This window comes from Streptomyces dysideae (assembly GCF_001514305.1).
GTDB classification, from domain to species: Bacteria; Actinomycetota; Actinomycetes; order Streptomycetales; family Streptomycetaceae; genus Streptomyces; species Streptomyces dysideae.
This window is the reverse complement of sequence record NZ_KQ949087.1, coordinates 1-11,846: the sequence shown is the minus strand read 5'-3', so window position 1 is coordinate 11,846 and position 11,846 is coordinate 1. Positions and strand designations below refer to the sequence as shown.

At 69.9% G+C, this 11,846-nt stretch carries 8 protein-coding genes; 5 read left to right on the top strand and 3 right to left on the bottom strand.

All coding sequences use genetic code 11. The annotated features are described in order from the left end of the window. Window position 1: 1 nt before the first annotated feature. On the bottom strand, window positions 2-2,113 hold the full coding sequence (locus AQJ91_RS20975) for an autotransporter (RefSeq protein ID WP_067023857.1): 2,112 nt from the start codon (window positions 2,111-2,113) through the stop codon (window positions 2-4). A 217-nt stretch (window positions 2,114-2,330) separates the two neighbouring features. Here AQJ91_RS20975 and AQJ91_RS20970 point away from each other — a divergent pair, with 217 nt between their 5' ends. Together AQJ91_RS20970 and AQJ91_RS20965 are read left to right on the top strand one after the other, a co-directional pair. Beyond that, on the top strand, window positions 2,331-3,419 hold the full coding sequence (locus tag AQJ91_RS20970; protein WP_067023854.1) for a glycoside hydrolase family 43 protein: 1,089 nt from the start codon (window positions 2,331-2,333) through the stop codon (window positions 3,417-3,419). Window position 3,420: 1 nt separating this feature from the next. After that, the gene (locus tag AQJ91_RS20965; protein WP_067023850.1) at window positions 3,421-4,833 is read left to right on the top strand and encodes an RICIN domain-containing protein; all 1,413 of its coding nucleotides are present in this window, start codon (window positions 3,421-3,423) and stop codon (window positions 4,831-4,833) included. 12 nt (window positions 4,834-4,845) lie between these two features. Here AQJ91_RS20965 and AQJ91_RS20960 read toward each other — a convergent pair whose 3' ends face one another. Continuing rightward, window positions 4,846-6,522: a rhamnogalacturonan lyase B N-terminal domain-containing protein gene (locus AQJ91_RS20960; protein ID WP_067023847.1), complete on the bottom strand. Its 1,677-nt coding sequence runs from the start codon at window positions 6,520-6,522 to the stop codon at window positions 4,846-4,848. Window positions 6,523-6,711: 189 nt separating this feature from the next. Between AQJ91_RS20960 and AQJ91_RS20955 the strand changes: the two genes are divergently transcribed. The 3 genes from AQJ91_RS20955 (at window position 6,712) to AQJ91_RS20945 (ending at window position 11,568) form a co-directional block, all read left to right on the top strand. Further along, complete coding sequence (locus tag AQJ91_RS20955) at window positions 6,712-7,755, top strand: rhamnogalacturonan acetylesterase (RefSeq protein ID WP_067023845.1); 1,044 nt, start codon at window positions 6,712-6,714, stop codon at window positions 7,753-7,755. A gap of 72 nt (window positions 7,756-7,827) precedes the next feature. Next, a complete protein-coding gene (locus tag AQJ91_RS20950; protein ID WP_067023842.1) occupies window positions 7,828-9,546 on the top strand; it encodes a DUF2264 domain-containing protein in 1,719 nt (572 codons plus the stop codon). Between the two features lie 24 nt (window positions 9,547-9,570). Continuing rightward, window positions 9,571-11,568 (top strand): PE-PGRS family protein, encoded by a 1,998-nt coding sequence (locus AQJ91_RS20945; RefSeq protein WP_067023839.1) that lies wholly within the window; start codon window positions 9,571-9,573, stop codon window positions 11,566-11,568. Here AQJ91_RS20945 and AQJ91_RS55805 read toward each other — a convergent pair. Continuing rightward, the gene (locus AQJ91_RS55805) at window positions 11,558-11,710 is read right to left on the bottom strand and encodes a hypothetical protein (RefSeq protein WP_234382683.1); all 153 of its coding nucleotides are present in this window, start codon (window positions 11,708-11,710) and stop codon (window positions 11,558-11,560) included. The genes AQJ91_RS20945 and AQJ91_RS55805 overlap by 11 nt on opposite strands. Window positions 11,711-11,846: the final 136 nt, after the last annotated feature.

The following is an 11,846-nucleotide window of genomic DNA, read 5'->3' as shown; positions in this document are numbered from 1 at the left end:
CCTATCCCTGGGCGGCGTGCCGTCCACCCCCGCGGCGCCCGCCGCGCCGGCGTCGCATCGCCGGCACCACGAGCCCGAGGAGCAGCCCGAGGGAGAGGACATACGGCCACCAGCCGAGGCCGCTGCTCGCGGTGTTCGCCGTGCGGGTCTCCGTGGCCGCGGCGCCGGACTTCGGCTCCGAGCGGGTGGCGGCGCTCGGTGACGGGCTGCTCGCGGTGACCGCGGTCAGGACGACGTCGTTGCCGTCGCCGCCGCGGTAGCTGATCCGGTAGGTGGTGTCGCCGAGCTTGAGCTTCGCGCCCTCCTTCAGGCCGGTGAAGGTGCCGGTGGTCTTCGCGCCACCGGTGTGGTTCAGGACCGTGATCTTCCTGGCCGGCTTGGAAACGGCGGCCGCGAGGTCGAGGTCGCCGGCCAGCCGGACCGCGCCGGTCACCTTCAAAGGCCGGTCACGCAGGACCAGTTCGCCCTTCGCGCTCTGGGTGTAGGCGCCGGAGACGGTGAGGCCGCCCGCGACCACGCCGTCGTTGGTGACCGAGCCCTTCACCGTGCCCTTGCCGGTCAGTGTGGCCGTCACTCGCAGTCCCGAAGTCCCCGCGTCCAGGCGGGATTTGGCCGAGGTGAGCCGGATCGCCTTGCTGCGGGCCAGAGTTGCTCCGCCGCGCAGGGACAGGGTGCCCTTCTTGACCGTCGTCGTGCCCGTGTACGTCACCGCCGACCCCGTCAGCGTCGTCGTCGCGGCCCCCGTCTGGGTGAGCGACCCGCTGCCGCCGATCCGGGACAGGGTCAGGGGCTTGCTCACGTTGTTCAGCACCAGCGAGCCGTTGTTGACCACCTTGTACAGGTCGCCCTGGGTGTACAGCCCGCTGTCGCCGCCGGACCTCCCGCTGCCCAGCCGCAGCACGGCGCCCTTCTCGACGGTCGTCGAGCCGTTGTAGTACTGGACGGCGGCGAAGGTGACGTCGTTGCCCTTCGTGCTCTTGATGACGATGTCCCCGGCACCGGGCGCGGACAGCGTGTCGTGGAACACGCCGCCGCCGATAGGGGCGCCCAGCGTCACGGGTCCGTTGTAGTTGAAGGTGAGCAGTGAACGGGACCGGGCGGCCAGCAGGTTGATGTAGACCGTCTCCGCGGTCCCCGGCATGAAGATCTTGTTCGTCGTCCCGTCGCCCCACTGGACGTTGGCGCCCTTGATGTTGGTGCCGCGCTTGTTGATGTTCTTGCGGGCGGGCGTCCAGTTCAGGGCCGGGTCGCTGAGCGAGGGGTTGGTGTCGCCGCCCTGGTTCGACCAGCTGTACTGGCCGGTCAGAACGACCTTGCTGCCGGGCCGGGACTGGACGTTGATGTCGCTGCCGTACTCGCGCTGGTAGAAGTCCATGCCCATGGTGACGGTCTGGCCCAGCGGGGTGTCCACGGTCCAGGTGCCCTGGTTGAGGACCTTGCGCATGTTCGGCAGCGACGTGGCGTACTCGGGTCGTCCGGCGTTGAGCTGCGTGCCGTTGTCGATCACGCCGGAGAAGGGGTGGGTGCCCGACAGGTCCCAGGTGGCCCAGAGGAACCGCGGCTGGGTGATCAGCCCGGAGCCGCTGATGGTGCCCAGGTTGTAGTCGGTGTTCTTCAGGGAGAGGCGCAGGGTGCCGTCGACCCGGATGTTGTCCTGGTTCAGCCGGAACGCCGGTGTGTTGTAAGGGAAGTGGCCGATCACGCCGGTCGACCCGCCGTTGCCGTACTGCAGCGTCGCGCCGCGCTCGACGGTGATCGCTGGCGGGTCCGGGTTGGACACGGTGACGTACGGGTGGTTGCCGCCCTGCGTGGACACCTTCTGCCGCTGCCGGGACCTGGGCAGCGTGATGTCGCTGTTCCTGGTGAGGATCAGCGTCCCGCTGCCGCGCACGGTGAGCGTCCCCTCGCCGCGGAACACGCCGTCGTACGTCGTCGTACCGGCCGGCACGGTGACCACCGTGTCGCCGCCGAGCGTCACGTCCCGGCCGGCGAGCACGTCGGCGGTGACGTCCCGGGCACCGGCGGCCACCGCGGGGGGAGCGGCGACGGTCAGGGCGGCGACCGCCGCGAGGGCGCCTACGGCTGCTGCTGTCTTGTGGGTATGGCTGTGCACACCGTAGGAGACGAACGGGAACGCCGCCGATAACAGAAAATCGACGTTCCGGTTCCGCGAGATGGAAAGCGCTCTCTTTTTGTCGCGTCCGACCCGTTGACCTCTTGGTTCCACGCCCTTACCTTTTCGGCGTTCGTAATCGCAGATGTGGTCCGCTATTTCGAACACCATCTCCTCTGAGAGCCCCTCTGAGAGCCCCCACTGAGAGGCAGTCCGCATGAGCCGCGACGACGACGTGCCCGACATCCCCAGCCGCAGACTGATGCTGAAGGGCGCCCTGGCCGCGGGCGCCCTCGCCGCCACCCCCACCGTGGCCGCCGCCGCCCCGAGCCCGAAGAAGGCAGCCCCGTACGTGAACCCGCTCGTCCCCAACCGCGCCGATCCGCACATCCACCGGCACGCCGACGGCTTCTACTACTTCACGGCCACCGCCCCCGAGTACGACCGGATCATCCTGCGCCGCTCCCGCACCCTCGGTGGCCTCACCACCGCCGCCGAGTCGGCGATCTGGACCAAGCACGCCACCGGCGACATGGGCGCGCACATCTGGGCGCCGGAGATCCACCGCATCGGCGGCAAGTGGTACATCTACTTCGCCGCGGCGCCCGCCGAGGACGTGTGGAAGATCCGTATGTGGGTCCTGGAGAACGCCAACCCCGACCCGTTCAAGGGCACTTGGGTCGAGAAGGGTCAGATCAAGACGGCCTGGGAGACCTTCTCCCTCGACGCCACCACCTTCACCCACCGCGGCAGCCGCTACCTCGCCTGGGCCCAGCACGAGCCCGGCCTGGACAACAACACCGGCATCTTCCTCTCCAGGATGGCGAACCCGTGGACTCTGACGGGACCTCAGATCCGGCTCACCACACCGGAGTTCGACTGGGAGTGCATCGGCTTCAAGGTCAACGAGGGCGCCTCGGTCATCGCCCGCAACGGCCGCCTCTTCATGACGTACTCGGCCAGCGCCACCGACCACAACTACTGCCTCGGCCTGCTGACCGTCGACGCGGACGCCGACCTGATGAATCCCGCCAGCTGGTCCAAGTCCCCGACCCCGGTCTTCACCAGCAACGACACCACCAAGCAGTACGGCCCCGGCCACAACAGCTTCACCGTCGCCGAGGACGGCCGCACCGACGTCCTCGTCTACCACGCCCGCCAGTACAAGGAGATCACCGGCGACCCCCTGAACGACCCCAACCGCCACACCCGCATCCAGAAGCTGCGCTGGAACGCGGACGGCACCCCGAACTTCGGCATCCCGGTGGCGGACACCGCCTCAGAGGCCCTCAAGGAGAGTGCGTGACATGAGACGTGCGTACGCGGTTCTGCTCGCCCTCTGTCTTTCCCTCGCCGGCGCCCTGGCCACCGCCGGACCCGCCCAGGCCGCACCCCAGACCATCACCAACGGCACCCAGTTCACGGACACTTCGGGCAATCCCGTGCACGCCCACGGCGGCGGCGTCCTCAAGGTCGGGAACTACTACTACTGGTTCGGCGAGCACCGCAACGCCGACAACACCTTCCGGTACGTGGACGCCTACCGCTCCACCGACCTGAAGAACTGGGAGTTCCGCAACCACGTCCTGACCGAGTCGAGCGCCCCCGAGCTGGCCACCGCCAACATCGAGCGCCCGAAGGTCATGTACAACGCGTCCACCGGCAAGTTCGTGATGTGGATGCACAAGGAGAACGGCACCGACTACAGCGAGGCCCGCGCCGCCGTCGCCGTCTCCGACACCGTGGACGGCGACTACACCTGGCAGGGCAGCTTCCGCCCGCTCGGCCAGCACATGTCCCGCGACATCACGGTCTTCGTCGACACCGACGGCGCCGGCTACATGATCTCCGCCGCCCGCGAGAACTACGACCTGCACATCTACCGGCTCACCGCCGACTACACCGGCATCGCGAGCCTCGTCGCGGACCCCTGGCACGGCGGCCACCGCGAGGCCCCGGCCCTGTTCAAGCGCAACGGCGTCTACTTCATGCTGACTTCGGGCGCCACCGGCTGGAGCCCCAACCAGCAGCAGTACGCCACCGCCACCAGCCTCGCCGGCCCCTGGACGGCCATGCGGAACATCGGCGACTCGACGACCTACGGTTCGCAGACCATGTACGTCCTCCCGGTGCAGGGGAGTTCCGGCACCTCGTACCTCTACATGGGCGACCGCTGGGGCAACTCCTTCGGCGGGACGGTCAACGACTCCCGTTACGTCTGGCTGCCGCTGACCTTCTCGAACTCGACCACGATGTCCATGTCCTGGACCCCCGAGGTCACCGTCGACACGGCCACCGGTTCGGTCAGCGGCACCAGCGCCACGTACAACACGCTGGTCGCCCGCCACTCCTCCAGGTGCGCGGACGTGACAAGTCAGTCGCTGTGGCAGGGCGCCCAGGTCAAGCAGTACGACTGCAACGGCGGCAACAACCAGAAGTACTGGTTCAAGTCCGTCGGCAGCGGCTACTACCAGCTGATGGTCAGGAGCAGTTCCCTGTGCGTGCAGGAGAACGCCAGTACGGTCACCCAGGAGAACTGCAACGCCTCGGCGACCAGTCAGCAGTGGTCGCTGACCACCACCGGCTCCTACGTGAACATCAGGTCCCGCGCGACCGGTGAGTGCCTGGACGTGAACGGCGCGTCCACCGCCAACTCCACCGCGATCATCACGTACAGCTGCAACGGAGCGGCCAACCAGCAGTGGACGCGCGGAACATGACGGTCCGTCGGATCAGGACAGCAGATCAAGCGCGTCGATCGCCGTCCCCGCGCTGAGGAAGCCGGTCGTCCCCGACCCGCTCACCACGTCGATCCTGAGCACGTTGTACTGGCTGGTGTCCGTCTTCCAGACGGACGCCGGCACGTTGTACGTGAACGTGTGGTTGTTGCCCCGGTAGGAACCGTTGGTCAGCGACCGGGTGTTCGGCTGGGTGGGCGGCGAGGGGATGGCCGACGTCCAGGCGTCGTTGACGGTGACCTGCGGGCGGCCGTTGGCGTAGGCCGTCGTCACGCCGATGCGCAGGGTGTGCGCGGCGGCGGCCTGGGCCGCGGTGAGCCTGAAGTACACCAGCAGGCCGCTGTTGACGTCCTTCCACATGTAGCAGGGGAAGGACGCCGTCTCGTTGTTGCCGATCACCACGTTGCCGGTCCAGGACGCGGCCCGGACGTCGGACGGATGGGCGTACGTCATCAGGTCGGCGTTCTTGAAGCCGCCGGGCGTGCCGTTCCAGTCGCCGATCCGCCAGATCGCGCTCGCGTTGCCCGGGTCGTTGGAGGACGGGATGGCGATCGAGTTCAGCGTGGTCGTGCCACCGGCGGATACGGTCGTCGTCGTACTGTATACAGCCAGCTCGCCCTTGTAGACGGTCAGCGTGTACGTCCCCGGCAGCACCCCGCCGATGGAGAAGTAACCGTCCGAGGCCCGGGCCGACCCCCAGTACTGCGCCGCCGAGTTGGCGAGCCCGACGGTGTACGGGAACGCCGTGTTGCGTCCCGTGATCCCGACGCCCGCCACCCGGCCCCGGCCGCCCGCGCCGACGTACCCGGACATGCCGAGCGAGTCCGCCCACGACGTGGTCAGGGTGCCCGGGAACAGCGAAGAGGAGGGAGCACCGCCGTCCGTGAAGGCGATGACGTACGGGCCCTGGAGACCGAAACGCTGGGCCTCGGTCTGGTTCTGGCCGTAGTACAGGATCTCGTACAGGCCGCCGCCGTCCGCGCTCTGGTGGCGCAGCAGGGAGCGGTAGAACGGGCCGCCGGAGGCCTTCTCGTGGTTGCTGCGCACCATCCACAGGCCGACGCCGCCGCTGCTCCAGCCGACGTAGTCGTAGTCCATGACCCGCAGCTTCGAGAAGTGCTTCGAGCGGGTCTGGCCGTCGGACTTCGCGAACACGTCCGAGGCCTCGATGGTGCTGTTCGTGTACGTGTAGGAGTCGGGCTCGTCGTTGAGGAACAGGCCCTTCTTGACGCGCAGGATGTAACGGGTGGCCGAGACCGAGGTGTCGGCCTTGTTGGTCCACAGGTAGATGTTGTTCTCGCCGCTGCGGGCCGCGTAGTAGTGCCTGAGCGTGCCGTACGCGACGGAGATCAGGATCGTCGACCCGGACTGCCTGATCGTCACGGTAGAGGAGCCGAGGCCGGACTCGATGTGCGAGTTCATGCCGCCGTAGCCCTGGTACTCCGTGCCGCGGTAGACCAGCGAGGTCAGGTCGCCGTTGGACTTGCCGACCTTGAAGACGAGGTTGGCGCCGGTGTCGACGACGTAGTTCGAGCCGTCGTCCGAGTAGCCGAAGGCTGCGGCGGACGCGGAGTTCGAGAGCGGTCCGGCGAGGGCGGCCGAGCCGGCGGCGGCCGCGGAGCCGAGCACGAAGGTACGGCGTCGGACCGGTCTGTTCGAGGATCCGGACATGGGGGTGCCTCCTTCGAGAGGTGTGGGGTGCGGGTGTCTCGCAGGTTGACAGTTGAATCGATTTCGCGAAAGGGCTTTCGCATCCTCGAAGTTGGCAATCTTGTGAAAATGTGCCGAGGTCTAGAAAGCGCTTGCCAGGAGCGGTACCGTCCAGCCGCCAGGCCTTGTCGCGCTGACGGAGGAGCCGCAATGAGACGTTTCAACCTCGCCGTACTGGCGGTGGTGACCCTGAGCACCGGCCTGTCGGCCGTACCCGCTCAGGCACAGCAGGAACACAGACCCCTCGGCATCGAGAACTGCACCGCCACCGCATGCCACTTCGACGTCCCGCCCGGCACCTACGACGTGAAGGTCCTCCTCGGCGGCGACACCGCGTCCAGCACGAGCGTCGCCGGCGAGACCCGGCGCGCCCTGCTCCCCGAGACCCCCGCCCCGGCCGGCGAGCCCGTCGCCCGCAGCTTCACGGTGAACGTCCGCACCCCCGAGGGCGAGCCCACCGGCGCCGGCGGAACCCCCGGCCTGGACCTGGTCCTCGGCGGCTCGGCCCCCGCCCTCGCGAACATCAGCGTCACCCCGGCCCGGCGCGCCCGCCAGATCTTCCTCGTCGGCGACTCCACCGTCTGCGACCAGCCCGGCGCCCCGTACACCGGCTGGGGCCAGCAGCTCCCGCAGTACCTCCGCAAGGGCCTGTCCGTCGCCAACTATGCGGACTCCGGGGAGAGTACGGTGACGTACCTGTCCGACTCGCGGCTGTGGGCCACCGTCCAGCCGCAGATCCGCCCCGGCGACCTGGTCCTGATCCAGCTCGCCCACAACGACAAGACGACCGACGAGGCGACATACCGCGCCAATCTCGGGACACTCGTGGAGGGCGTCCGCGAGAAGGGCGGCGAGCCGGTCCTCGTCACCCCCATCGTGCGCCGCTGGTTCAACGCCGACGGCACGCTCAACAACAACACCGCGCTGCTGGTGAACGGCCTGGGCGTGGACCATCCGGCCGTCATCCGTTCGGTCGCGGAGGCCGAGGACGTCCCGCTGATCGACCTGACGGCGAAGACGAAGGCGCTCGTGGAGTCCCTCGGAGTCGAGGCCTCCAAGGCGCTGTACCTGTACAACGAGAAGCGCGACAACACGCACACCTCCGTACACGGGGCCACGGCGTACGCGAACCTGGTCCGCGACGAACTCGTCGCCCGGCATCTGGTGCCCGAGGGGCTGGTGCGGGTGCAATGAGCCCCTGGGGCGCCTCGACCGGAACCGGGGCGCCCCAGGCCTTTGAAGCAAGTGGAGCAAGAAAGAGAGCCGATGCACCTGCCCCCCGACGACCGCACCCGCAGCCCGCACACGGGCTACACCCGCGCCCACTGGGAGGCGGCCGCCGACGCCCTGCTGGCCGCGGTGGAGCCGTACGCCACCGAGGACCGCGCCCTGTACCACTTCCCCGGCGACCGGGCGAGCTGGTCCGGACGGCTCTCCGACGGCCTGGAGGGCTATGCCCGTACGCTCCTCCTGGCGGCCTTCCGCCGCGACGAGACCGCACTGCAGCGGTACGCCGACGGACTCGCGGCCGGCGTCGCGGGCGTCTGGCCCCGCATCGAGGACCGCAGCCAGCCCCTGGTGGAGGCGGCGTCGATCGCCCTCGCCCTGCGGCTGACGCGGCCGCTGCTGTGGGACCGGCTGGACGACTCGGTACGGCAGCGGGCGGCGGCCTGGCTCGGCGACGCGCTGACCGCCGAAGCCTGGCCGTGCAACTGGGAGTTGTTCCCGGTGACGGTCGGCGGCTTCCTCCAGGAGATCGGCTACGAGGCCGACGAGTCCCGCAAGGCGATCGACCGGGGACTGGAGCGCATCGAGGAGTGGTACGTCGGCGGCGGCTGGTACACGGACGGCGACGGCCGGAAGTACGACTACTACAACGGCTGGGCGATGCACCTGTATCCGGTGCTGCACGCGTGGCTGGCGGACGACAGCCGACTGCTGAATGTATACGGTGGACGGTTGGAGGCTCACCTCGCCGACTACGCCCGCCTGTTCGGCGGCGACGGCGCCCCCATGCACCAGGGCCGCTCCCTGACCTACCGCTTCGCCACCACGGCCCCACTGTGGCTGGGTGCCCTGACGGGCCGTACGCCGCTGGCGCCGGGGGAGACGCGGCGGCTGGCGTCCGGGGCGCTGAAGTACTTCCTGGACCGGGGCGCGGTGGACGCCAACGGCCTGCTCACCCTGGGCTGGCACGGTCCCGACGAGGCGGTCCTGCAAGGCTATTCGGGCCCGGCATCCCCGTACTGGGCGAGCAAGGGCTTCCTCGGCCTGCTCCTCCCGCCGGACCACGAGGTGTGGACGGCGCAGGAGACACCGGGCCCGGCCGAACGGTCCGACGCGATCACGCCGATCGCAGCCCCCAACTGGCTGATCCAGGCGACCAGTTCGGACGGCCTGGTGCGCCTCCACAACCACGGCAGCGAGGACGTCCGCTACGACCCGTACTACACGCGCCTCGCCTACTCGACGGTGACGGAGCCCTCACCGGCGTACGACAACAGCGTGATCGTGGGCGACGATCCGAGCCGTACGGACATCGTGCCGCTGGGCGTGGGCGACGGCTGGGTGGCCTCGCGGCACTCGGCGGGCGGGGGAGCGCAGGTGACGAGCGTCGTGCTGGCGCGCGGCGCCGTGGAGGTGCGGGCTCATCTGGTCGCGGGCGCGGAACCCGGGACGACGGTACGGGTCACCGGGTGGGCGATGGGGGTCCCCCCGCGCGAGCGGATTCGAGCGTGGGGGAGGGAGGGCGTCCGGGCTGAGCTGCTGCCCGCGATCGGACTGGGAGCCGAGCTCACCGGCGTCACGGGCGAGGGCGACACGCTGTTCGTCGCGCTGGCGCGACTGACCGCGGAGGCCGATCCCGTTCCGCTGGCGGAGACGGTGACCGTGGAGGCGGACGGAGAAGGGGAGCTGACGGTCCGCTGGAGTGACGGGACCGAGGTGCGGGTCCGGCTGGACGGCTCTGGGGTGGACGTCGCCTGAGCCGTCTCCGGCACTATAGGGATCATGACGGGTGGGAGAGATGAGCTCGCCGGACTGCTGCGGCGGGCCGGGCTGGAGATCGTGGGGGACTCGCGGGTCGAGGAGGTGCTGCCTCCGCGGTCCGCGTGGCACCGCATGGTCCGGTGGGAGACCGAGCCGACCGTGACGGTTCGCTCGGACCGGCCCGATCTGGTCGAGGAGCTCAACCGGGAGTGGCACCGGCTGGCGTCTGAGTCGGGGTTCCTCGCCGGGGACGGGGTGTTCCTCATCGATGTCGCCGGCAACTGGACGGGCTGTATGCCCAGGCGCTGGACCCGGGTCCGGCTCACCGTCGGCTGGGATCTCGCCGGCGTGCTGGGTGAGCGGCCCGGGGAGCCGGAGTTCGTCACGCTGTCGCTGGACGGGGACGCCATGGTGGGGGTCACGACCGAGGAGGAGTCCGTCTGGCTGGTCACCGTCGACCGGATCACGGAGCGGCAGGAGCAGGCCACGCAGGAAGCCGGACGGGAGACGCCCGAGCTGTGGGCTGCCGCCTGGGAGTGGCTGTTCAAAGGGCCGGGGCCCACCGAGAAGCTGCTCGACGCGTGGGCACAAGGCCTCTCGTTCAACCCGTCCCTCCCGGTGGACGTGCGTACCCAACTGCTCATCAGGGCCCCCTCCGTCCTCTACAGCCCGCTGCCGACGGAGGTCGTGGACGCGGCCCTGGCCCACCCGGACTGGCAGATCCGGGGGCGGGCGGCCGAGTGCCAGCCGCACATCACCCCCGAGCAGTGGGCCCGCGTGATCACCGGCGAGCAGAACGACCGGCACCGGTGGGTCCTCACCCTGCTCGCCGCGGACCGCTGCGCCGAACTCACCGAGGACACCTACCGAAGGCTCGTCGCCGATCCGTCCGCGCGTGTCCGCGCCGAGGCCGCCCGCCTCACGGGCCTGCCCCCCGCCCTGGCGACCGCCCTCGCCGCCGACCCCGACGGCGCCGTACGGGCCGCGGCCTGTCCGGTGGTCTGGCCGCATGTCAACGGCCCGGGGCGGCAGACACTCCTGGCCGATCCCGACAGCAGGGTGCGCGCGGCGGCGCTGCTGCTGCACCACCGGGAGCACCCCATGCCCCGGTCGGTGTTCGAGGCCCAGGACCTCACGACCCGTGACCTGGAGACGTACTGCCTGGAACGCGACCTCGCCGAACACCTGGCGCGGCACGGCGAGTCCGCCGAGCGCCGCTCCCTGGCCGCCAACCCGCGCCTGGACCCGGACCTGGTCGCGCTGCTGGGCGACGACCCCGACCCCGCCGTCCGCTTCGCGGTGTCCACACGGGCAGATCTCACCGAGGACCAACGCGCTGGTATCCGCATCGACTTCGACCCGGGCGTCCACTACTACGAGCTCGACTGGATCGTGGCCCTCCACGACGACACCGACGCCATGCGCCGCCTGGCCGCCTCCACCCACCCCCTCGTACGCAGAAGCGTCGCCCGAGCCCGGCACCTGCCGCCGGACGTCGTCGAGCGCCTCGCCCACGACGAGGACCGTGTCGTACGCCTCTTCCTCGCCGAATCCTGCGACGACGCGCCCGCCGACATGCTGCTGGAGGTGTGGCAGTGGTGGACCGGCAGCCTCAGCGCCCCCGACCGCCCGCGCGGCCACCCGAACTTCCCCCGTCAGGACCTCCTGCGGTACGCCGACGATCCCAGCCCGCGGATGCGCAGGCTGGCCCTGGACGATCCGGAGTCGACGCCCGACCTGGTGGAACGGCTCAGCCGGGACGTGAGCGAGGAGGTACGCCACCGTGCCGCCGCCGATCCACGGCTGTCGGCCGTCGGCGCGATGCGACTGCTGGAGGACCCCCACGAGTACATACGTCACGCGGCGGCCCGCCACCCCCACCTGCCGGCCCACGCCCTGACCCGGCTGCTGCGGGACACCGCCACCGCGAAGACAGCCGCCCGGAACCCGGCACTGCCCGAGGAGGTCATGCGCCGGATGGCCGAGCGGCTGAGCCAGGGCCCTGGCGCTACGGCTTGAGCTTCGCGATCCGCAGGGTCGTCGACGTCGGCGACGCGCCGTTGAGCGCGCTCGCGTAGGACGGAGTGACCGGGACGTACGCCCACGTCAGCGTGCCGTCCTTCTGTACCGCGATGTCACCACCCGTGATCCGCGCGCTCACGACCTTGGTCGCGCTCTGGAACTTGCCGTTCCAGTCGATGAGCCGGAAGCGCGTGCCCGTGAAGGTACCGGTGCAGGTGCCGCTCGCGCACTTGGCGTTCTTCAGCGGATTCTTGCGAGGAACCCTGGGGCTTCAG